Annotated in this window: 19 protein-coding genes; 11 read left to right on the top strand and 8 right to left on the bottom strand. The window is 65.1% G+C overall.

Features of this window, described 5'->3' with window-relative positions; genetic code table 11:
- Positions 1–11 precede the first annotated feature (11 nt).
- Positions 12–851, top strand: coding sequence for an ABC transporter ATP-binding protein (locus LDO41_RS05400; protein WP_223982929.1), 840 nt, complete (start codon positions 12–14; stop codon positions 849–851).
- A gap of 107 nt (positions 852–958) precedes the next feature.
- Positions 959–1,717 (top strand): MetQ/NlpA family ABC transporter substrate-binding protein, encoded by a 759-nt coding sequence (locus LDO41_RS05405; RefSeq protein ID WP_377741454.1) that lies wholly within the window; start codon positions 959–961, stop codon positions 1,715–1,717.
- Between the two features lie 9 nt (positions 1,718–1,726).
- Here LDO41_RS05405 and LDO41_RS05410 read toward each other — a convergent pair whose 3' ends face one another.
- The 5 genes from LDO41_RS05410 to LDO41_RS05430 all read right to left on the bottom strand — a co-directional run bounded on the left by LDO41_RS05410 (position 1,727) and on the right by LDO41_RS05430 (position 7,973).
- A complete protein-coding gene (locus LDO41_RS05410; RefSeq protein WP_223982935.1) occupies positions 1,727–2,560 on the bottom strand; it encodes a phosphate/phosphite/phosphonate ABC transporter substrate-binding protein in 834 nt (277 codons plus the stop codon).
- A gap of 11 nt (positions 2,561–2,571) precedes the next feature.
- Positions 2,572–3,537 carry a fatty acid desaturase gene (locus LDO41_RS05415; protein ID WP_223982938.1) on the bottom strand — a complete coding sequence of 322 codons (966 nt, stop codon included), beginning with the start codon at positions 3,535–3,537 and terminating at the stop codon, positions 2,572–2,574.
- Between the two features lie 180 nt (positions 3,538–3,717).
- A complete protein-coding gene (locus LDO41_RS05420) occupies positions 3,718–5,181 on the bottom strand; it encodes an FAD/NAD(P)-binding protein (RefSeq protein WP_223982941.1) in 1,464 nt (487 codons plus the stop codon).
- Between the two features lie 10 nt (positions 5,182–5,191).
- Positions 5,192–6,574, bottom strand: a complete 1,383-nt coding sequence (locus LDO41_RS05425; protein ID WP_223982943.1) for an LLM class flavin-dependent oxidoreductase — start codon at positions 6,572–6,574, stop codon at positions 5,192–5,194.
- A gap of 16 nt (positions 6,575–6,590) precedes the next feature.
- Positions 6,591–7,973 carry an LLM class flavin-dependent oxidoreductase gene (locus LDO41_RS05430; protein WP_223982945.1) on the bottom strand — a complete coding sequence of 461 codons (1,383 nt, stop codon included), beginning with the start codon at positions 7,971–7,973 and terminating at the stop codon, positions 6,591–6,593.
- 156 nt (positions 7,974–8,129) lie between these two features.
- Here LDO41_RS05430 and LDO41_RS05435 point away from each other — a divergent pair, with 156 nt between their 5' ends.
- The 8 genes from LDO41_RS05435 to LDO41_RS05470 are packed head-to-tail and all read left to right on the top strand — an operon-like array spanning position 8,130 to position 17,314.
- Positions 8,130–9,329 carry an acyl-CoA dehydrogenase family protein gene (locus tag LDO41_RS05435; RefSeq protein ID WP_223982947.1) on the top strand — a complete coding sequence of 400 codons (1,200 nt, stop codon included), beginning with the start codon at positions 8,130–8,132 and terminating at the stop codon, positions 9,327–9,329.
- Positions 9,326–10,897, top strand: a complete 1,572-nt coding sequence (locus tag LDO41_RS05440) for an FAD-dependent oxidoreductase (RefSeq protein ID WP_223982949.1) — start codon at positions 9,326–9,328, stop codon at positions 10,895–10,897. The genes LDO41_RS05435 and LDO41_RS05440 overlap by 4 nt, the downstream gene beginning before the upstream one ends.
- A 14-nt stretch (positions 10,898–10,911) precedes the next feature.
- On the top strand, positions 10,912–12,453 hold the full coding sequence (locus tag LDO41_RS05445) for an ABC transporter substrate-binding protein (RefSeq protein ID WP_223982951.1): 1,542 nt from the start codon (positions 10,912–10,914) through the stop codon (positions 12,451–12,453).
- Between the two features lie 19 nt (positions 12,454–12,472).
- Entirely contained in the window at positions 12,473–13,390 is a 918-nt protein-coding gene (locus tag LDO41_RS05450) for an ABC transporter permease (protein ID WP_223982953.1), read from the top strand.
- Positions 13,383–14,279: an ABC transporter permease gene (locus LDO41_RS05455; protein ID WP_223982956.1), complete on the top strand. Its 897-nt coding sequence runs from the start codon at positions 13,383–13,385 to the stop codon at positions 14,277–14,279. The genes LDO41_RS05450 and LDO41_RS05455 overlap by 8 nt, the downstream gene beginning before the upstream one ends.
- A gap of 13 nt (positions 14,280–14,292) precedes the next feature.
- Positions 14,293–15,324 carry an ABC transporter ATP-binding protein gene (locus LDO41_RS05460; RefSeq protein WP_223982959.1) on the top strand — a complete coding sequence of 344 codons (1,032 nt, stop codon included), beginning with the start codon at positions 14,293–14,295 and terminating at the stop codon, positions 15,322–15,324.
- Positions 15,321–16,328 carry an ABC transporter ATP-binding protein gene (locus LDO41_RS05465; protein WP_223982962.1) on the top strand — a complete coding sequence of 336 codons (1,008 nt, stop codon included), beginning with the start codon at positions 15,321–15,323 and terminating at the stop codon, positions 16,326–16,328. The genes LDO41_RS05460 and LDO41_RS05465 overlap by 4 nt, the downstream gene beginning before the upstream one ends.
- The gene (locus LDO41_RS05470) at positions 16,325–17,314 is read left to right on the top strand and encodes a TauD/TfdA dioxygenase family protein (RefSeq protein ID WP_223982964.1); all 990 of its coding nucleotides are present in this window, start codon (positions 16,325–16,327) and stop codon (positions 17,312–17,314) included. The genes LDO41_RS05465 and LDO41_RS05470 overlap by 4 nt, the downstream gene beginning before the upstream one ends.
- 38 nt (positions 17,315–17,352) lie before the next feature.
- Here LDO41_RS05470 and LDO41_RS05475 read toward each other — a convergent pair whose 3' ends face one another.
- From LDO41_RS05475 to LDO41_RS05485, 3 genes are read right to left on the bottom strand one after another with little or no spacing between them, the layout of a single operon-like run.
- A complete protein-coding gene (locus LDO41_RS05475; protein WP_223982966.1) occupies positions 17,353–18,009 on the bottom strand; it encodes a methionine ABC transporter permease in 657 nt (218 codons plus the stop codon).
- Positions 17,990–18,838, bottom strand: a complete 849-nt coding sequence (locus LDO41_RS05480) for a methionine ABC transporter ATP-binding protein (RefSeq protein WP_377741355.1) — start codon at positions 18,836–18,838, stop codon at positions 17,990–17,992. Before LDO41_RS05480 ends, LDO41_RS05475 begins: the two co-directional genes overlap by 20 nt.
- Positions 18,839–18,844: 6 nt before the next feature.
- The gene (locus LDO41_RS05485; RefSeq protein ID WP_223982968.1) at positions 18,845–19,660 is read right to left on the bottom strand and encodes a MetQ/NlpA family ABC transporter substrate-binding protein; all 816 of its coding nucleotides are present in this window, start codon (positions 19,658–19,660) and stop codon (positions 18,845–18,847) included.
- 248 nt (positions 19,661–19,908) lie between these two features.
- On the opposite strand from LDO41_RS05485, the gene LDO41_RS05490 reads away from it, so the two are divergent.
- Positions 19,909–20,541: a hypothetical protein gene (locus LDO41_RS05490; RefSeq protein WP_223982970.1), complete on the top strand. Its 633-nt coding sequence runs from the start codon at positions 19,909–19,911 to the stop codon at positions 20,539–20,541.
- The last annotated feature ends 23 nt before the right edge of the window (positions 20,542–20,564 follow it).

The raw sequence follows: 20,564 nt of genomic DNA on the forward strand, positions 1-20,564 counted from the left end.
GAGACCCGCCGATGGCTCATACCGGCACACTCGATATCTCGCATCTGTCCAAACAGTACGACGTCAAAGGTGCCGCACTGCCCGTGCTGGAGGACATCACGTTGACCATCCAGCCCGGTGAATTCGTCAGCGTGGTGGGCACCAGTGGTTGCGGCAAGTCCACCCTGTTGCGGCTGATCGTCGGCCTTGAGGACGACTATCGCGGCGAGATCCTGCTCGATGGCAAGCGCGTAGTCGGCACCAGCCTGCAACGCGGCATCGTGTTTCAGGAGCATCGCCTGTTTCCGTGGCTGACGGTCGAGCAGAACATCTCGCTGGCGCTGCTGAACAGTGGACTCAGCGAAGGCGACCAGTTCCGCACCGTGCAGTCGCATATCGACCTGGTCGGGCTGAATGGCTTCGAGCACGCGTATCCGTATCAACTCTCGGGCGGCATGTCGCAACGCGTGGCTATCGCGCGCGCGCTGGTCACGCGACCTGACATCTTGCTGCTGGACGAACCGTTCGGCGCACTCGATGCGCTGACGCGCGCGTACCTCCAGCAGGAACTGCATCGCATCTGGGAGGCGGAAGGCATCACGATGATCCTGGTCACCCACGACGTCGAGGAAGCGGTCTACCTCGGCGAGCGCGTAGTGGTCATGGAGCCGCGCCCCGGCCGTATCCGCCGCATCGTACCCGTGGACCTCGCCCATCCGCGCGAGCGCTCGGCACCCGCGTTCTCACGCATCCGTGACACCGTGCTGCGCGAGTTCGGCGACAAGCCCGCGGCCGCCGCGGCGCCACCACTGGCACCGGAAGCGCCCGTCGTCACCGACCATGTGCCGCTCGCGTTCCAGTTTGCGATCTGACTATTTTTATAACCAACCAGAAATACAGGGGAGTGAACATGACAGCAGCATCCATCTACCGTCGCCGTACCTTGGCGCTGCTCACGGCGCTGATTGCCGGCAGCGTGATGCAGGTGGCCGGCGCGGCCGACGCGGACAAGAAGGAGATTCGCTTTGGCGCGACCGCGGGCCCGTACGCCGATCAGGTGCGTCTGGGCATCAAGCCGATTCTGGAGCAGCGCGGCTACAAGGTGACGATCATCGAGTTCAGCGACTACGTACAGCCGAATCTCGCGCTTGCCGATGGTGCCATCGACGCCAACGCGTTCCAGCACGAGGTATATCTGAAGAAGTTCTCGGCGGACCGCAAGCTGCAGCTGTCCGAGGTGGTCAAGGTGCCGACCGCGCCGATCGGCATCTACAGCCGCAAGCACAAGTCGCTGCAGGACGTGAAGCCCGGCGCCACGGTTTCGCTGCCGAACGATCCGACCAACCTCGCCCGTGCGATCGCGATCCTGCAGCAGGTCGGCTGGGTCACGCTCAAGCCCGGTACCGATGCGGTGCGCGCGTCGGAACGCGATATCGACGGCAACCCGCACAAGCTCAAGCTAGTCCAGTTGGAAGCCGCGCAGCTGCCGCGTTCGCTCGACGATGTCGACTTTGCGTTCGTCAACGGTAACTTTGCGCTGGCTTCGGGTCTGTCGCTGACCTCAGCGCTGAAGCTCGAAGCGATTCCCGACTACTACATGAACCTGGTGGCGGTCCGCACCACGGACGTGAACCGGCCGTTCGTCGCCGATATTCGCGACGCCTATCGCTCGTCCGAGTTCAAGGCCGTCACGCAGCAACGCTTTGCTGGCTTCAATCCGCCGGCATATCAGCGCTAATCAACGTGATCAAGCCAGCTGCGCGTAGCCGCGCAGCTGCGCTTCCCGTTCCATCGAAGCAATGGGGAGATAGTCCGCCACCGTCGAACGTACGACGTCGCCGAGGTGCAGTCGCGCGCTGAGGTCGGGGCTGTCGTGCAGCACGCTGCGCAGCGCGGCGCGCACGCGGCGGACCAGTGCCACGCTCGCACGTCGCGACGCGATAAACGGCAGGCCGGGCACGGGACGCGTAAAGCCGATCTGGCGTACGCCGGCGACCAGCTCTGGATGATGCTCGGCGGCAAAGGCCAACGTCACACAATCGATCGCGGCAACGTCAGCGTCGTCGTTGCCCAAGGCGGCCAACGAGGCGAGATGCGAACCGGTCAGCACGATCTCGCTAAAAAAACGACCGCCATCTGTGTCCTCGACCAGCGGTGCCACCGCATGGCGCAGCGCATTCATGCCGCTGTGCGAGTCCGGTCCGTTGCAGGCCGCGCGTGCGCCGCGGCAATCGGCCAGCGACTTGGGCCCACCAGCCCGCACCACCAGCGCGCTGCGATACCGTTGCCGGTGGCAACCGGGCACGTCGAAGCGTGGCGTGCCAATCAGGCGCACATGGGGTGCCAGACCACGGACCAGCGGCAGCCCGCAGGTCTGCGATAGCAACAGATCGTCGCGATGCCAGAACGCGTGCAGCGCATCGGCACCCTCACCGGGATCCACTGCGCGTAACGAGACCGGTGCGCCATCGCGCGCCAGTGCCTCGCCGACGCGATCGATCAGATCGAGCCAGTCGGCGCGCAATGACGCCGAGACGTTGTACATGGGTAGCGCTGCTACCCAGCGCTCGAGTTTTGCCATGAAGAATTCAGTCAGTGCAGCGGCCGATCGGTCGGCCCCTGGAACAGCGGATGCGCGACGGGCGCCACCGCGCGCCACGCATAGTGCCGCAACCATTCGCGATAGCCCCGCACGAAGAAGCCATCGTTGCGCGCGAGATAGTCATCCGCGCGCCGGCGATAGACGCGGCCGAGCGCGAACCAGGGCACCGACGGAAGATCGTGGTGCACGAGGTGATAGTTGTTGTTGAGGAACAGCAGCCGCCAGCCGAGGCCGGCGTCGTTGATAATGCTGCGGGCCGCATGCGAATCGCTCGGCCGATGCTCCTGAAACGAGCGCACCGCCGCCACCGACATCGCCGGATAGGCCACGCCGCACACCATCAGCCATGCGGGGATGCCGCACGACAGTTGCAGCCAGGCCAGCAGCACCGCCAGCGCGCTCAGATGCGCGAGCCACATCGGCACATCGCGCCAGTCCCCTGCCCATACCCTGCCAAGCGCTTCAGCCGCGATCGCATAGATCGAGAACGCCGGCTGCAGCAGCACGCGGCCCAGCAACGTATTGCGCGTGGCATACAGCCAGCGCCGCACGGCGCCCGCCTCCTGCCACTCGCGCGGAAACAGAAAATAGCTCTCGGGGTCGGCGTGCGGATGGGTGAGCTCGGCATCGTGGTGCTGCAGATGCGCGCGTCGATAGAGCCCATAAGGCAGCCATACGCCTAATGGCGCGGAACCTAGCAGCGCATTGAACCATTGCACACGCGTGGGATGGCCATGCATCAGCTCGTGCTGCAGCGACAGATACCAGGTGGTGGCCAGCGTCAACAGTACGCAGGTCACCGGCAGGCCCAGGCGCGAAGCATTTGCGGCCACGCCAAACCACGATCCATATACGGCCACCACCAGCAACCACGTCGGTATCTCTGTGCGCCAGAGCCAGTGCCGCGCGGCGCGCGCGAGCTCTTCGCGTTGTCGATCGTCGAGATAGATTGCCATGGAGACTGGGGGGCGGCCGAAGGCCGTGATACGGAAGTTGCAGAATACGGTCCATGGCATGGACTCGGGAACGAACGATTGCCGATAACCATATGCAATCGCTAGCGCCCCCTGCACTTGCGGCGCGGGAACGCATGTGATTACGCGTTCCGTGCGCGCATGTGCCCGGCGCATCTCACCTCATGCCACCGCGCGCTCGTCCTGCAAGGCCTGCTCGAGCTGCGCGACCAAGGCACGCGTAACCTTGCCCACCTGCGGGATATGCTCCGTGACGGCGTTTGATTCCCAGAACACGCCACGCAGTGGATGGCCCACCGCATGCAGGCCCGGCTGCGCACGGCCATTGGCATCGAGCAACGCGCATTCGTCGCGCGTGGCCTGCAGGCCGAAGCCGAGCGGGTCCGGCAGCACCAGTCCACGCGCCAGTACGTCGCGACTGAGCGGATCGTCACTGCGGCGCCAGTCGTACTCGAAGCCGAGGCAGTTGACCACGCGATCCGCTTCGAGCGTGTGTACTGTGGCGCCGCCGCGCTCGCGCCACCGCACCTTCAGGCGTCCATTGGCAAGTGCCTCGACGGCCAGCAACTGGCCTGCTTCGTGCCGATAGCGTCCATCCGCCTTGACGCGCGTCTGCCAGGCCAACGCCGTCGGCGCGGAGCGATGCAGCGAGACGTCCCACACCGATCGCAGCGTGCGCACGAAACGACGGCGTTCCTGTACGCTCGCGCGCGCCCACAGCACGTCGACCTGCAAGCGCAGCGTTGGCACGATACGTTGCCAGTCCTCGCCCTGCGCGGCCAGCGCGCGCAGTTGCGGATGCACCTGACGCACAAGCTCGCGCAAGGTCAGGCCCTGCTCGGGAATATTGAGGAAATCTGGCCACGGCGGCAGCGCGCGGCGCTCGTTAACGGCAAGCCCCCTACGCGAGATGGCCACATGTTCGCCGCAAAAGCCTGCGTGCTCGGCGGAGATCAACCCATCGAGCGCACTGAGGCCCGAACCGAGATAGACGATGCGCTGGTCGTCGGCAATACCATCGAGCGCGCCCGGCGCCCATTGATCGTGCACATAGCGGCGCGAAGCCAGCACGTCATCGCCGATCTCGAACGGCAGATCGGCGGTGCGCCGCTGCATCAGCCCGGTCGCAAGCACGACCTTGTCGGCATGCAGACGCTGGCCGTTACCGAGCGTCACCACATAGCCCTCGCCGGTACGTTGCAGCCCGGTCGCACGCGCGCGCACGTGGTCGAGCGTGAAACCCTCAGGCAACTTCGCGATCTGCGTGGTCCACGTTTCCTGCAGATACGCACCATACAGCTGCCGCGGCGGCAGGCTGTCGCCGAGCGCCACGCCCTCGGGCGGCGCCCACGCGCCAGCTTGCACCTGACCCGCGAGCCAGTCCGTGAAATGCGCGGGCTCGTCGTCGAACAAGCTGATCATCTTGCTGATGCCATTGATCAGGTGGTGCGGCAGCGCGGTCGAGTACGCCACGCCCAGCCCTGGCGTCGCGGCTGGCTCGATCAGGTCAATATGCAGCGGCGCAGGCGCTTGCCGCAGCAGACGCAGCGCGACGGCAACACCGGCAAAGCCGCCGCCGACGATGGTGATGCGCGGAACGCTGTTGCCCTCCGGTTGCGTGCTCATACGCGCCTGTTCAGACAATTGCGGCCTCCCTGACGCGATAGCTGGCTGCGACATGATCATCGCCGAGTAGCGCATGGCCCGTGCCATACAGCTTCTCGCGCAGCGTGCCGGGACGATACGCGGTCTTGTAGACGCCGCGACGCTGCAACTCGGGCACCACAAGGTCCACGAAATCGCGATGCGAGTCCGGCATGATCGTGTAGCTCAGATTGAAGCCGTCGATGCCGGTGTCCTCGATCCACGCCTGCATGGCGTCCGCCACCTGTTCCGGCGAACCGACGATGACCGGACCCTTGCCACCGATCGCGTTATGCCGCGCCAACTCGCCGATGGTCCAGACCCGGTCGGGATCGCCCACCGTAAAGCCTTCGATCGTCGATTGCATGGACTCGCTGTGTTCGTACGTGAACGGCGCATCGATGTCCCGTCCTGCCAGATCCACCCCGGTCCAGCGCGAGAACAGCGCCAGCGCCCCTTCCAGGCTCACGTGCTGCTCGATATCGGTCAGCTTCGCGCGCGCTTCCTCCTCGGTACGCCCAACGATCACCGTCAGCAGCATAAAGAACAGCACCGAGGCGGGATCGCGCCCCTGCTCGGCCACGCGCCGACGCGTGTCATCCACGGTATCGCGAATCACCTTGCGGCTTGGCGCGCTGATGAATACGCACTCGGCATGCTTTGCCGCAAAGTCCTTGCCGCGCGCCGAAGCACCCGCCTGATACAGCAGCGGCGTGCGCTGCGGCGAGGGCTCGCTGTAGTGCACGCCTTCCATCTGGAAGTACTTGCCGTCGTGATGCACGTCATGCACCTTGTCCGGGTCCGCGAAGACCTGCCCCTCCCGATCGCGCACCGCGGCATCGTCCTCCCAACTGCCTTCCCACAGCTTGTAGAGCAGTTCCATGTACTCGTCGGCCACTTCATAACGCTCGTCGTGTCCGCGCGCATCGCCCAGCCCCACGGCCTTGGTACCGGTGCTGCCGAAGCTCGTCACGATATTCCAGCCCACGCGGCCGCCGCTCAGATGGTCGAGCGTCGACATGCGGCGCGCGAACTGGTACGGCGGCTCGTAGGTCGTGCTGCTGGTCACCGCAAAGCCGAGGTGGGTCGTTACCTGCGCCATCGCGGAAACCAGCAGCAACGGATCGAGGCGCGGGAACTGCAACGCACCGCGAATCGCCGGCGCGTGCGAGTTGCCGTAGACGCTGTACGTGCTGAGCCCATCGGCCCAGAACAGCGCGTCGTAGAGACCCCGCTCGGCAATCTGCGCGAGTTCGGTCCAGTAAGGCAGCGTGTTGTACTGCAGCGACTTGTCGCGCGGATGCTTCCACAGGCCGGGCGACAGATGGCTCGGTGCGAACGTGACGAAGGCGTTGATGCGGATTTCTTTAGGCACGATGAGAACGAATGGTTCAGGCCGGCTGCGCGACGGGCGCGGCCTGCGTGGATTGGGCGGTGGCCGCCGCCGGATGAGCGGGCCGCTTGAGGCCAAGGTGATCGCGCAGCGTCGTACCGGTGTACTCGGTGCGGTACAGCCCGCGCCGCCGCAGTTCCGGAATCACGTGCGCGATAAAGTCATGCAGTCCGCCCGGCAGGAACGGCGCCATGATGTTGTAGCCATCGGCACCGTAATGGCGGAAGCGCTCTTCCAGTTCGTCGGCAATCTGCTCGGCGGTGCCGACGATCTGCCAGTGTCCGCGCGCACCCGCCACGCGCTGATAGAGCTGCCGAATAGTCAGGTTCTCGCGGCGCGCGAGGTCGATGACGAGTTGCTGCCGGCTCTTGGTGCCATTGGTTTCAGGCAGGTCCGGGATCGGTCCATCGAGCGGATACGCGGATAGATCGACACCGCCGGCAATCGTCGACAGCAGCGACAGCCCCACCACAGGATCGATCAGCGCCTGCAGCTGTTCGAACTTCTCGCGCGCTTCGGCCTCGCTGGCGCCGACCACGGGGAACACGCCCGGCATCACGCGCAGATCGTCATGCGTGCGGCCATAGCGCGCGAGCCGGCCCTTGAGGTCGGCATAGAACGCCACCGCTTCTTCCAGCGTCTGCTGCGCGGTGAATACCACCTCGCCACTGCGCGCGGCCAGCTCCTTGCCGGCCTCCGAGGAGCCTGCCTGCACGACCACCGGATGTCCCTGCGGCGTGCGTGAGACGCTCAGCGGCCCCTGCACCTTGAAGTGCTCGCCGCGATGATTCAGCACGTGCCGCTTGTCGCGGTCGTAGAAGATGCCGCGCTCCTTGTCGCGCACGAAAGCATCATCCTCCCAGCTATTCCACAGTCCGGTTACCACCTCGACAAACTCCTTCGCACGCGCATAACGGTCCGCATGCGCATAGTGCTTGTCGAGATTGAAGTTGCGCGCTTCATGCTCGTTGCCGGTGGTAACCACGTTCCATCCCGCACGGCCACCGGACAGATGGTCGAGCGAGGCAAACTTGCGCGCCACGTGATACGGCTCGTTGAACGACGTCGAGGCGGTGGCCACCAGGCCGATGCGCTCTGTCACCGCTGATAGCGCCGACAGTAGTGTCAGCGGTTCCAGCTGCGCCTGATAGCTATGCGCAACGCGGCTCAGCACATCGACGTTGTCGCCGCGCGTACCCGCACCGTCCGCCAGAAAGATCAGATCGAACTTGGCCGCTTCGGCCGCGCGCGCGAGGTCCGCATAGAAGCGGAAGTCGATACCGCCATCGGCCTGCGCCTCGGGATGCCGCCACGCGGCAATGTGATGACCGGCTGGGTACAGAAACGCGCCGAGGCTGATTTGTCCACTGCGTTGAGTCATGGCTGGAGGAGTGAATGCCGAGGAAGCCTCCTAGCGTAAACACTTCAAGCGGCGTCACTAAACGCGATTTCCGCATGTCGTTACCGGTTTGCATCCGCGATCCTTATACGAAATGAGTCTTTGTTCCGTAAGGTGCGCGTTCGCAAAATGCGTTCGATGAACGGACCCCCTCGTATTCCCCTTCCTGAAGCCCCATCCACCCGTCTCGCTGTCGCCACCAGGCTCGCCGCACTGCGTCACCTCGTGGAGACACGCTTTGCCGCGCGTGAAGCGCAGGCGCACGACGATGCCGCGCTGCCGCTCGACAATCTGCGCGAGCTGCACGCGGGCGGCTGGCTTCGGCTGACATTGCCGGCGGCGCTCGGCGGTATCGACAGCCGGCTCGGCACCGACGATCCGGGTACCTATCTGCAGGCGATTCGTACCATCGCGCGCGTGTCGCCCGGTACCGCGCATTGCCTGCAGGTTCACAACCATGCGTTATGGACGGTGCTGGAGACCGGCACGCCCGCGCAGCACGAACGATTCCTCGCGCCGCAACGGCAGAGCTTGTCGCTGTTCGCGTTCCTCGGCAGCGAGCCAGGCCTCGCGCCCGGGTCCCCCCGCTATCAGACCACTGCCCTGCCCGACGGCGACGGGTTCCGTGTCAGCGGCGTCAAGCAGTACGCGACCAACGGCATCGAGCATGGCTACGGACTGGCGTTCGCCTCGCTGCCGGGCAAGGAAGGCCTCGCCAACAATCAGCAGATGGTGCTGGTCGAGCCGACGATGGCCGGTGTCACACAGATTGGCGGTTGGTATCGGCCCACTGGCATGCGCGTGGCGGAGAGTCCGCAGGTACGCCTCGACGACGTCCGCATTCCCGCCTCCCATGTGCTGGGTGGCCCAGGCGATTATCAACGCGGTCGCTGGCAGGGCCGCTTCCACCTTGGCTTTGCAGCGAACTATCTCGGCATGGGCGAAGGCATCGCCAGCTGGGCCACGCAATGGCTGCGCGGCGTTCCCGAGCGCGTGGCGGATCCATTCGTACAGGCGCACGTCGGCGAGGTACAGGTCGCGCTGCAAGCGGCCGCCGCCTCGCTCGACCATGCGATCGCAAGCTGGCGCACCGGTGACGTACCGCGCGCCGAGCTCACCTCGATGGCGGCCAAGTCGACCTGCGCACAGGCCGCGATGCTGGCGGCCGAGACGATGGGACGCCTGACGGGCTCCACCGCGCTGTTCGACGATCATCCGCTGGGCCGCTTGATTCGCGACCTCCATACCCACGTGCTCCATGTCGGGCACGATCGCACGCATCAGACCATTGGCGCCGCCGCGCTCGGCCAGTCGTTCGATTCGACGCGACAGCGATGACCATGCGAACGCTCACGTGCGATGTGCTGGTGATCGGTTACGGCGCGGCCGGTGCCGCCGCCGCGATCGAGGCCGCCGATGCCGGCGCGCGTGTGCTGCTGGTCGAGAAGATGCCGTGGCCCGGTGGCCTGTCCGTGGTCTCCGCGGGCGGCGCGCGCATGGCGTTCGATGTCGACGCGGCACTGTCCTACCTGCGCCATACCTGCGCCGACCGTACGCCCGATGATGTGTTGCGTGTGCTCGCGCAAGGGATGCACGACTTCCCCGCGTGGTTGCGCGCGCTGGCCGACGACATTGGCGCGGACTTCGTCGTGCGTGAGGCCGCTGGCAACTATCCGTTTCCCGGTTTCGACGCGCTCGGCTATGCCGAGGTGCAGGCCCTGCCTGCGGGCCTCTCGTTCCGCGACCGGATTCCTGAGCACGTGCGCGCCAACTCGGCACCCGGCACGCGCTTCTTCGGGCTATTGCAGGCGCATGTCGAGCGGCGGGCGATCACGGTACGCACCGCGACGCGCGCAACGCGGTTACTGCGAGATGGCGACGGTCCGGTGCAAGGCGCCGAACTGGCAGACGGCCATGGCCCGCTGAGCGTGCGTGCCACACAAGGCGTGATCCTCGCGTGCGGCGGCTTTGAAGCCGATCTGCGCATGCAGCGCGCATGGTTCGAGCCCGCCGTGGTGCTCAACGGCAGCTTCCTCGGCAATACCGGCGATGGCATCCGCATGGCACAGGCGCTGGGCGCCGATCTCTGGCACATGTGGCACTTCCACGGCCCGTATGGCTTTCGGCATCCGGATCCGGCGTTTCCGTTCGGCCTCTATCCGAAGAGCTTTCCGATGTGGACGCCCGGCCATCATGCGGACGATCTGCCGGTGATGCCATGGATACTCGTCGACCAGCTCGGCCGGCGCTTTGCCAACGAGTACGAGCCCTACCCCGGTGATACCGGCGTGCGGCACTTCTCGCATGTCGATGGCAATCACGGCCGCAACACGCGCTTGCCGGCGTGGATGCTGCTCGATGCCGACGGTTTCAGCATGTACAAGCTTGGCCGCTTTATCGCCCACGTCACGCCTGACGCCCCGGCTGCCGCGCAGGCGTTCGTCTGGAGCAATGACAACCAGCAGGAGCTGGCGTTGGGCATCTTTCGACGGGCTGACTCATTGCGCGAGCTGGCCGTGCAGACCGACATCCCCGAGCACGTGCTTGCAGCAACGCTACACGCATGGAACGACGCCTGCGTGGCGCGCCGCGACGACGCGTTCGGCCGTCCCGCCTCGACCATGCAGCCTATCGCGCGTGGGCCGTTCTATCTGGCGCAGGTATGGCCGCTGGTCATCAATACCCAAGGTGGCCCGGTCCACGACGTACACCAACGCGTCCTTGATGTGGCAGGCCAACCGATCGACGGCCTTTACGCCGCAGGCGAGTTGGGCAGCGCGTTCGGACATCTCTATATGGCCGGCGGCAATCTCGCCGAATGCATCGTCGGTGGCCGCGTTGCGGCGCGCCATGCGATGTCGCGCCATACCCACGTCACTCTCCTCCCCGATCCGATCACAGCTTGATGGAAACACCGACAATGAAGTCTTTCGTTCTGACCAGCATCGCCGCCGCATCGTTCGCCGCATTGTTCGCCGTGGCGCTCCCCGCCAGCGCCATCGACGGCAAGCCCGCCGTCGACAAACAGACCGTCGTAGTGGCGATCACCGCGCTGCCGGCCAACCTCGATCCGCTGATCCCGCCCAGTGTCGAGTCCGCCAAGTACGCGTGGAATGCATTCGACGCGCTCTACGGTTTCGATCGTCAAGGCAACCTCGAGCCTCGCCTCGCTACCGGTTACGACATCAGCGGCGACGGCCTGGTCTGGACCTTCAAGCTGCGCAAGGGCGTCAAGTTCCACAATGGCGATGCGTTCACGGCCGATGACGTCAAGTTCTCGATGGACCGCGTGCTGCAGCCCGAGTCCAAGAGCACGCGCCGTCCGTTCTTCGCGCCGATCATCGAGTCGACGACCGTCAAGGATCCGCAAACCGTCGTATTCCGCCTCAAGAAAAAGGACGGTGCGTTCCTGAACAAGCTGGCCGGCTATCTCTATATCGTGCCGCACAAGTACGCGCAGTCGCTGCCCAATGCTGAAGCATTTGCGCAGGCGCCGATCGGCACGGGTCCGTGGAAGATCGTGCGCAATCAGGTTGGTCGCGAGCTGGTGTTCGAGCGCTTCGATGGCTTCTGGGGCACCAAGCCCGCGGTCTCGCGCCTCGTATACAAGGTGGTACCAGAGGCAAGCAGCCGCGCCAGCGCGCTGCTGGCGGGTGAAATCGACCTGGCGACCGAAGTCTTGCCGACCGACCTCGAACGCCTGCAGGCCAACAAGGGGCTCGCCGCCGAAGTCGTCGATGGCGGCAGCCCGCTGCATATCCGCATCTATTCGAATGATCCGGCCTCCCCGCTCGCCAAACGCGACGTGCGGCTGGCGATGAACTACGCGGTCGACAAGAAGGCGCTGATCACGAGCGTGCTGCGCGGTCAGGCCGCCGAGCTGAACTCGCTGATCCCGTCGAGCTATCCGTACGGTAGCAACCCGACGCTGAAGCCGTTCGCGTTCGACATCAGCAAGGCCAGGCAACTGCTTGGCGAGGCTGGCTATGCCAAGGGCTTCGACACCATCCTCACCTGCCCGAGCAACCAGCCGCGCGTCATCTGCGAGACGCTGGCTGCGTACTGGGGTCAGGTTGGCATTCGCACGCAGATCAAGGTCATCGACTCGGTTGCCTACAACCGCCTCAACAACACACACCAGAGCGGTCCGCTGGTCGTCATGGGCTTCGGCAATGCGATCTACGATCCGATTCACGTGATCGGCGGTGCCGCGACCAAGGACGGCACATGGTCCGATTACTCGAACGCCGAGGTCGAGAAGCTGGTGACGCAGGTCGATGGCGAGCCCGAGAAGAGCAAGCGCGATGCGATCTTCCGCCAGATCCTGCAGGTGACGCGCGACGACGGCCAAGCCGTGCTGCTGGCCGAGCCGAAGGTCATTTACGTCAAGGATCCGCAGCTCGACTGGAAGCCGCAGGTGGCCGGCTGGAGCCTGAACTTCCGCGAAGCCGCGTGGAAGTAATCAGGTCTCGGGTACCGATATGCTCAACTACCTGCTCCGGCGACTGGCGCAATCGGCGCTGACGGTGCTGCTCGTCATCGCGCTGATCTTCACGATCGTGCGCGCGATTGGCGATCCGACCCATCTGATGCTGCCGCCCGAAGCCACCGAGGCAGACCGCGTCGTGCTGCGCCAGCAGATGGGGCTCGATCGCCCACTGCCGGTGCAGTTCGCGAGCTTCCTCGGTGACCTCGCGCACGGCGACTTTGGTACGTCATATCGCTTTGCCAGGCCCGCGCTCGGCGTGGTGGCGGAGGCCTTGCTGCCTACGCTGATCCTTGCCGTCGCCGCGCTCGCCGTCGCGGTGCTGATTGGGTTGCCATTGGGCATCGCGTCGGCGCTGTGGCCGCATGGTGTCGTCGATCAGTTCGCCAAGGTCTTCGGCGTGCTCGGGCAAGCCGCGCCGCCGTTCTTCTTCAGCCTGATCTTCGTAAAGCTGTTCTCGCTCGAGTTCCGCTGGTTTCCCACGGGCGGCTACGGCACCGTGTCGCATCTGGTGCTGCCGATGTGCGCACTCGGCTGGTATGCGGCCGCCGGTGTGGCGCGACTGACGCTGTCCAGCATGACCACGGTACTGCATTCGGAGTACATCAAGTTCGCGCGCATCAAGGGCGTACCGGAGACTGTGATCGTATTTCGGCATGCGCTACGTAACGCGATTCTGCCGGTGATCACGTTCGTCTCCTTGCAGTTCGGCGTGTTGCTTGGCGGCGCGGTCTCGGTCGAAGTGGTGTTCGCCTGGCCCGGCGTAGGGCAATTGATCCTCGATTCGATCAACAACCTCGACTACACGATCGTGCAGGCCGCCGTGACGATTGCCGCGGTGGTGTTCGCGCTCGTCAACCTGACGGTGGATCTGCTGTACGCCGTTATCGACCCCCGCATTCGCTATGCCTGACGTCTTTCCGCTGATCCGCGAGCTGCCGGCCGAGCCCATTACCGTGCCATCGGCACCGCGCCGCACGCGCCGCATTGCCGCGCGTGCGCAGAAATGGCTCGCCATCATCGCCCTGCTTACTGTGTGCGTATGCGCGGTGCTGGCGCCGGTGCTCACGCCCTTCGACCCGGTGGCGATCTCGCTCGCCGATACGTTCCAGCCGCCCTCCGCCACGCACTGGATGGGCACCGACCCGCTTGGGCGCGACATCCTGTCCCGCGTCATGGCAGGCGCCAGCGTCTCGCTCTCCGTGGCGCTGATCGTGGTCAGCCTCGCTGGCGTGATCGGCACCACGCTCGGTGTGGTGGCCGGCTATCTGGGCGGTGCGGCCGATGCGGTGATCATGCGGCTGACCGATATGCAGCTGGCGTTTCCCGCGGTAATTCTCGCGCTGGTGCTTGCAGGCGTGATCGGCGTCGATATGACCAACCTGGTGATCGTGCTTACGCTTGCCAACTGGGCCCGTTTCGCGCGCGTGACGCGTGGCGAGGTGCTGTCGCTTAAAACCCGCGAATTCGTGCTGCTCGCGCGCCTTGCCGGCGCTGGCACCGGCTGGATCCTGCGCCGCCATATCGTGCCCAATCTGTTCGGCACGCTGATCGTGCTGGCCACGCTGGATCTTGGCAGCGTGATCGTGCTGGAGGCTACGCTGAGCTTTCTTGGCCTCGGCGTGCAGCCGCCGCTGGCTTCGTGGGGATCGATGATCGCCGAGGGCCGCAGCCATCTGAGCAACGCATGGTGGATCTGCGTACTGCCCGGCCTCGTGCTGATCATCACGGTGCTGGCCGCTAATCAGCTTGGCGACGTCCTGCGGGAGAAGCTCAATCCAGTGATTCCCGAAACATGGTGAGGAGGACTACCCCATGAACGACATCCTCCTTGAAACCCGCAACCTCACCACGCAGCTTGTCACGCGCGGTGACACCGTGACCGCGGTCGATCACGTCAACCTCAAGGTCCGGCGCGGCAAGATCCTCGCGCTGGTCGGCGAATCGGGCTCCGGCAAGAGCATGACGTGCGCGTCGATGCTGGGTCTGCTGCCGCCGAACGGGCGTATCGTCGAAGGCGAGGTGCTGTTCGATGGTGCCGATCTTGTCCGTATGCGCCCGCGCCAGTTGCGCGCATTGCGCGGCAAGCGCATCGGCATGGTGCTACAGGATGCGATGACGGCGCTCAATCCGCTGCTGACGATTGGCGATCAGATTGCCGAGGTATTCCGCTGGCACCATGGCATTACCGATCGCGCCACCCTGCGCCGTTTGAGCATCGAGGCGCTGGAAGCGGTGCGCATTCCCGCAGCGGCCGAGCGGCTTGACAGCTATCCGTTTCAGTTCAGCGGTGGCATGCGCCAGCGGGTCTGCATCGCGATCAACCTTGCGTGCGCGCCCGATCTGCTGATCTGCGACGAACCGACCACCGCGCTCGATGTAACCGTGCAGATGCAGATCCTCGGGCTGCTCAAGTCGCTACAGACCTCGCGTCAGCTGACGATCGTCTTCGTGACGCACGATCTGCAACTGGCCTCGCAGTTCTGCGACGACGTGGCCATCATGTACGCGGGACGCATCGTCGAACAGGGACCGATCAACGAGGTCTTTGCACAGCCTGTGCATCCCTATACCGAGGGCCTGTTGCGCGCGATTCCATCGCTGGAAGATCGCGACACGCCGCTGCGTACGATCCCCGGCACGCCGCCGCTCGCACGTGCATGGCCCGACGGTTGCCGCTTTGCGGCGCGCTGCGGAGAGGCGGACGAGCGGTGCCACGCCCAATATCCGAACTGGTTCGAATGGGACGACGGCCAGCGCCGCGTCGCCTGCTGGCACACCGTGCAACGTGTACAGCAATCGATCCGCAGCGAGCCTGTGGTCGTCCAGGACAGGAAGGTGGCATGAGCACGACCCCGGCATTTCTTTCCGCGCAGGATCTGCACAAGACCTACCGTGTACGTAGTGGGCTCTTTGGCGCCAGCCGCACGCTGCACGCGGTCAGCGGCGTCGGCTTCGATATCCCCGCCGGCAACACGTTTGGCCTCGTCGGCGAATCGGGGTCGGGCAAAAGCACGCTCGCGCGACTGCTGCTCGCGGCCGAGCCGGCCACGGCCGGAACGCTGCATATCGATGGGCAGCCGCTGTCGCTGCGCAATACACGCGCGCGCAAGGCGTTTCACCGCCTAATACAGCCGGTGCTGCAAGACCCCTACGCCTCGCTGAACCCAATGATGCGCATCGGCGAGATCGTGGCCGAGCCGATGCGGGTCCATGGACTGCTTCAGGGTAAGGCCCTGCAGGCACGCGTGACGTCGTTGCTCGAATCGGTCGGATTGATGCCCGATCTCGCTGTGCGCTATCCCAATCAACTCAGTGGCGGCCAGCGCCAGCGCGTGGCCATCGCCCGCGCGTTGGGGCTCTCGCCGCGTGCGCTCGTGCTCGACGAGCCGGTCTCCGCGCTCGACGTCTCCATCCAGGCGCAGATTCTCAACCTGCTCAAGGAGATCCAGCGCGCGCAGGCACTGACCTACGTGCTGATCTCGCATGACCTCGCCGTAGTGGCGTATATGAGCGACCAGATCGGCGTGCTGTATCTGGGCGAGTTTATGGAGATCGGCCCGCGTGACGCGGTGCTGCGTCATCCGGCGCATCCGTATACCCGCACGCTGATTGCCGCGAGCGAGACGCGCGTGGACGCGGCCGCCACGGGAGCGCTGGCGGCACCCACCGAGATCCCTTCGCCCGTGGCGTTACCCGCGGGCTGCCGTTATCAGGCGCGTTGTCAGCATGTGACGGCGCGCTGCCGTGAGGAGAAGCCCGTTCTCCGCGGCCTGGCCGGCACGCATCGCGTGGCCTGCCATTTCGATCTGACGCCGAACACACCCTACCCACACAAGGTGCACACATGACACAGACCCAACTTGCCGAGTTTGAATCGCCCGACGCCGCTCATGAAGGGGCGTTGGCCGCCAGCCAGGCCGGCCTGCGCATTGCGCCGCTGTCCGCGCACATCGGCGCCGAGATCCACGGCGCCGATCTCACCCAACCGCTGCCCGCCGCTCAGGTGGCCGCGATTCGTCGCGCGCTGCTGCGCTGGAAAGTGGTGTTCTTTCGCGATCAGGCGCTGACGCACGAGACGCAGGTGGCCTTTGCGCGCCAGTTTGGCGAACTGACGGTTGGGCATCCGGTGTTCGGTCACGTCGAAGGCCATCCCGAGGTCTACTCGATCGGCAAACATCGCAAAGCCAATCGGTTCCAGGGCCAGACCAACGTGCGGCCATGGACGGGTTGGCATACCGACGTCACCGCCGCGGTCAATCCGCCCGCGGCGTCGATCCTGCGCGGCGTCACGATTCCGCCGTATGGTGGCGACACGCAGTGGACCAACCTCGTGGCCGCCTATCAGGCGTTATCGGCTCCATTGCGCGGGTTCGTGGACGGACTGCGCGGCATTCACCGCTTTACCGCGCCGGCCGGAGCGAATGCCACGCGCGAGTTCGATTCGCTGGTCAATCGTGCATCGCTGGTCAGCGAGCATCCGCTGGTGCGCGTGCATCCCGAAACTGGCGAGCGCGCGCTCTATGTGAGCCCGTCGTTCCTGAAGTCGGTGAAGGATCTGACGCCACGCGAAAGCCAGCAGATTCTCGAATTGCTGTGGGAACACGCCCTTCGACCCGAGTTCACGGTGCGTTTCAAGTGGGAGCCGGGCAGCGTCGCGTTCTGGGACAACCGCTCCACCGCGCATCTGGCGCCGACTGACATCTTCGATCTCGACTTCGATCGCCAGCTCTATCGCGTGACGTTGGTGGGCGATGTACCGGTGGGTCCAGACGGGCAGTCTTCGGTGGCGGTGGAAGGTGATCCGGTGCTCGCGGCGCACGGCGCGGCGAGCTGAGGAAAGACCTGACGAGGGCAGCAGCCCTCGTCCATCGATCAGCGACGGCGGTCGAAATGTCGTGACAGGCGTTCGCCGCTGAACTGCACGAGCGTGACCAGCGCCACCAGGATGATGATCACGTTGAACATCACTGCGGTCTCGTAGCGCTCGTAGCCATATCGAATCGCCAGATCGCCGAGCCCGCCCGCGCCGACGGCGCCGGCCATTGCCGACGACCCGATCATGGCAATCACCGTGATCGTGGCACCGCCGATCAATGCGGGCAGCGCTTCCGGCAGCAGTACATGCCGCACGATGTGCCAGCGACGGCATCCCATCGCGCGCGCGGCTTCCACAAGACCGGGGTCGATCTCGCTGAGCGCCACTTGTGACACGCGCGCAAAGAACGGAATCAGATGCGCACTGAGCGGGACTACGGCCGCCCACGTGCCCATGGTCGTGCCGACGATCATGCGCGTCACCGGCAGCATCGCGACCAGCAGGATGATGAACGGGATCGCGCGGAACATATTCACAAGCACCGACAGCACGCGATGCAGGCGCGGGCGCGGCGTCAGGCCTCGTGGTGCGGTGACGGTCAGCACGAGCGCGAGCGTCATGCCCGCGATAAACACCACCGCGCAGGCAGCGGTGGTCATCAGCAGCGTTTCGCCGAAGGCCTTTACGTATTTATCAAAGACTGGCAGCCACATGACGAGGGGTCTCCGGTTGTAGCGTGGCGGACGAATGGGGAGCAGATTGCGTGGGCCTTGGCGGTCCGGATCGGGGCACCGAGGGCCGCAACGGCCGCAGCAATGCAATGGTGGCTTCCGCACGCGGTTCGGTGAACACATCCCACACCGTGCCCTCTTCCACAATGCGCCCGTGATCGAGCACCAGCACGCGATCGCACGCCTCGCGAATCACCGCCATGTCGTGCGTGATCAGCACCACGGTCAGGCCGATCTTGCGATGAATATCACGCAGCAGCGCGAGGATCTGCTCGGTCGTCTCGGGGTCGAGCGCGGACGTGGCCTCATCGCACAGCAGAATCTCGGGATGGTGCACGAGCGCGCGCGCAATGCCCACGCGTTGCTTCTGTCCGCCAGACAGCTTGGCCGGATACACCTTCGCCTTGCCCTCGAGCCCGACCAGTGCCAACACCTCGTTGACGCGCGGCGCGATGTCCTGCGCAGGCACGCCAGCGACGCGCAATGGCAACGCCACGTTCTCGAACACGGTCTTGGCGGACAGCAGGTTGAAATGCTGGAAGATCATGCCGACGCGCCGACGCAGCGCCACCAGCCCGTTCTCGTCAAGCGCGCCGATATCGCGCCCCTCGATCGTGATGCGCCCGGTGTCGGGCCGCTCGAGCATATTGATGGTCCGCAGCAGCGTCGACTTGCCCGCGCCGCTGCGGCCGATGATGCCGAACATCTCGCCGCGCGCGACGCTGAACGAGATTTCGTCCAGTGCCGGCGCCGGAGCGCCCGCGTAAGTCTTGCCGATCGTCTCGAAAACGATATGGGGAGCTTTGGACATGGCCGCTCAGAACGCCGGGATCACCGAGCCCTGGTACTTTGTCAGAATGAACCGGCGCACTTCGTCCGACTGATAAGCCTTGAGCAGCGGGGCCACCCACGGTGCGCCCTTGTCCTTCTCGCGCACGGCAATCAGATTGACGTACGGGTTGTTCTCTTTCTTCTCCACCGCGATGCCATCGCGCGTGGCGATCAATCCGGCCTGATAGGCGAACGTATTGATGATCGCCGCCGCGTCGAGGTCCGGCAGCGCGCGCGGCAGCACCACCGAGGCGCTCTCGACGAACTCGAACTTCTTCGGATTGGCCGTGATATCGGACAGGCCGGCGGTGCCGGTGAACGGATCAAACCCATCACGCAGCTTGATCAACCCGCGATCGCGCAGGATCACGAGCGCGCGCGTCTGGTTGCTCGGATCGTTTGGCAAGCCAATGCGCGCACCGGCAGGCAACGTCTCCAGCGACTTGTACTTCTTCGAATAGAACGCGATCGGCGAGATCAGTGTGTGGCCGACGTCGACGATCTTATAGCCACGCTGCTTGATCTGGTCGCGCAGGAACGGGATATGCTGGAACGCGTTGGCATCGAGGTCACCATTGTTCAGCGCCTCGTTCGGGCTGGCGGTGCCGGTGATGATCACTGTCTCCACCTTCAGCCCCTGCTTCGCGGCGACGCGCGTGACCACCTCCCAGATCTCCTCATCCACGCCACCGCGCACCCCAACCTTGAGCGGCCGATCGGCACGCTGGGCGTAGGCGGCAGTAGTGGTGGCAAGCGCGGCAAACGCGATGGCAACCGAGGCAAGAATCTGGCGTCGTTTCATGGTGGCAGGACAAAGTCATGGAAGCGGCCAGTCTAGGCAGCGCGTTGCCACGGGTCCACGAAGGATTCCGACGATGCAAATGCGCTCAGTAATCGGAGACTGCTTTCAAACCCATTCGACTGCCCGCTGCCGCTACCCCACCTTGGTAGGGGGTCTACCCCGCTTCGGCGCTTGATACATTACCGCCGACCCGCCAACGAGCGGGCGAGCCGAATTACACAATACTCAAAACAAAATTCCGGGGCACCATGCGGTTATCGGTCATTCTGGTCATTGCCAGCGCAAGCCTGGCAGGCGGCTGCGCGTCCATCGTCAGCGGCACCTCCCAAGTCGTATCGGTCGAGACCCATCAGAGCAGTACGCCCGTTCCGGGCGCTAGCTGCGAGATGGTCAACAGCAAGGGCACGTACCACGTGACCACGCCCGGCACGATCACCATCAATCGAGCCTACGGCGACCTCAGCGTCAATTGCACCAAGGAGGGTATGCCTGACGGCGTGGCGACGGTCATCTCTTCGACGAAGGGCATGGTCTTCGGCAATGCGCTGTTCGGCGGACTGATCGGCGTGGCCGTGGATACCGGTTCGGGCGCCGCGTACGAGTATCCGGAAGTCATCCGCATCCTGATGGGGGAGAGCATCGCCATCAAGGGCAACGATACGTCGCCGGATGGGGGCTCAACCGCCCTTGCATCCGCGCCGCCGGCAGGATCCGCCACCACTGTAGCGGCGGCAAAGGTCGGCCCCACTGTCGCGCCCACCACACAGGTTGCGGCAGCACCTGCTGCCGCGCCAGCCGCGAACGCCGCCGCCCCGACGGCTGCCTCTGGCCAGACGCCGGTGTCGATCAACGACCTCCGTTACCTGCTGCCGACGCGCTGACACGCGCCGATCCCGAAGCCTCG

Origin of the sequence: Cupriavidus pampae (assembly GCF_914271485.1) — a bacterium.
GTDB lineage: Bacteria > Pseudomonadota > Gammaproteobacteria > Burkholderiales > Burkholderiaceae > Cupriavidus > Cupriavidus pampae.

What these genes read in the sequence shown, in the direction of transcription:
- LDO41_RS05455 (WP_223982956.1), top strand. Translation starts at nt 13,383, where the DNA reads ATGCCTGACGTCTTTCCGCTGATCCGCGAGCTGCCGGCCGAGCCCATT.
- LDO41_RS05470 (WP_223982964.1), top strand. Translation starts at nt 16,325, where the DNA reads ATGACACAGACCCAACTTGCCGAGTTTGAATCGCCCGACGCCGCTCAT.
- LDO41_RS05485 (WP_223982968.1), bottom strand. Translation starts at nt 19,660, where the DNA reads ATGAAACGACGCCAGATTCTTGCCTCGGTTGCCATCGCGTTTGCCGCG.
- LDO41_RS05420 (WP_223982941.1), bottom strand. Translation starts at nt 5,181, where the DNA reads ATGAGCACGCAACCGGAGGGCAACAGCGTTCCGCGCATCACCATCGTC.
- LDO41_RS05430 (WP_223982945.1), bottom strand. Translation starts at nt 7,973, where the DNA reads ATGACTCAACGCAGTGGACAAATCAGCCTCGGCGCGTTTCTGTACCCA.
- LDO41_RS05475 (WP_223982966.1), bottom strand. Translation starts at nt 18,009, where the DNA reads ATGTGGCTGCCAGTCTTTGATAAATACGTAAAGGCCTTCGGCGAAACG.
- LDO41_RS05490 (WP_223982970.1), top strand. Translation starts at nt 19,909, where the DNA reads ATGCGGTTATCGGTCATTCTGGTCATTGCCAGCGCAAGCCTGGCAGGC.
- LDO41_RS05405 (WP_377741454.1), top strand. Translation starts at nt 959, where the DNA reads ATGCAGGTGGCCGGCGCGGCCGACGCGGACAAGAAGGAGATTCGCTTT.
- LDO41_RS05410 (WP_223982935.1), bottom strand. Translation starts at nt 2,560, where the DNA reads ATGGCAAAACTCGAGCGCTGGGTAGCAGCGCTACCCATGTACAACGTC.
- LDO41_RS05465 (WP_223982962.1), top strand. Translation starts at nt 15,321, where the DNA reads ATGAGCACGACCCCGGCATTTCTTTCCGCGCAGGATCTGCACAAGACC.
- LDO41_RS05445 (WP_223982951.1), top strand. Translation starts at nt 10,912, where the DNA reads ATGAAGTCTTTCGTTCTGACCAGCATCGCCGCCGCATCGTTCGCCGCA.
- LDO41_RS05440 (WP_223982949.1), top strand. Translation starts at nt 9,326, where the DNA reads ATGACCATGCGAACGCTCACGTGCGATGTGCTGGTGATCGGTTACGGC.
- LDO41_RS05480 (WP_377741355.1), bottom strand. Translation starts at nt 18,838, where the DNA reads ATGTCCAAAGCTCCCCATATCGTTTTCGAGACGATCGGCAAGACTTAC.
- LDO41_RS05450 (WP_223982953.1), top strand. Translation starts at nt 12,473, where the DNA reads ATGCTCAACTACCTGCTCCGGCGACTGGCGCAATCGGCGCTGACGGTG.
- LDO41_RS05460 (WP_223982959.1), top strand. Translation starts at nt 14,293, where the DNA reads ATGAACGACATCCTCCTTGAAACCCGCAACCTCACCACGCAGCTTGTC.
- LDO41_RS05400 (WP_223982929.1), top strand. Translation starts at nt 12, where the DNA reads ATGGCTCATACCGGCACACTCGATATCTCGCATCTGTCCAAACAGTAC.
- LDO41_RS05415 (WP_223982938.1), bottom strand. Translation starts at nt 3,537, where the DNA reads ATGGCAATCTATCTCGACGATCGACAACGCGAAGAGCTCGCGCGCGCC.
- LDO41_RS05435 (WP_223982947.1), top strand. Translation starts at nt 8,130, where the DNA reads ATGAACGGACCCCCTCGTATTCCCCTTCCTGAAGCCCCATCCACCCGT.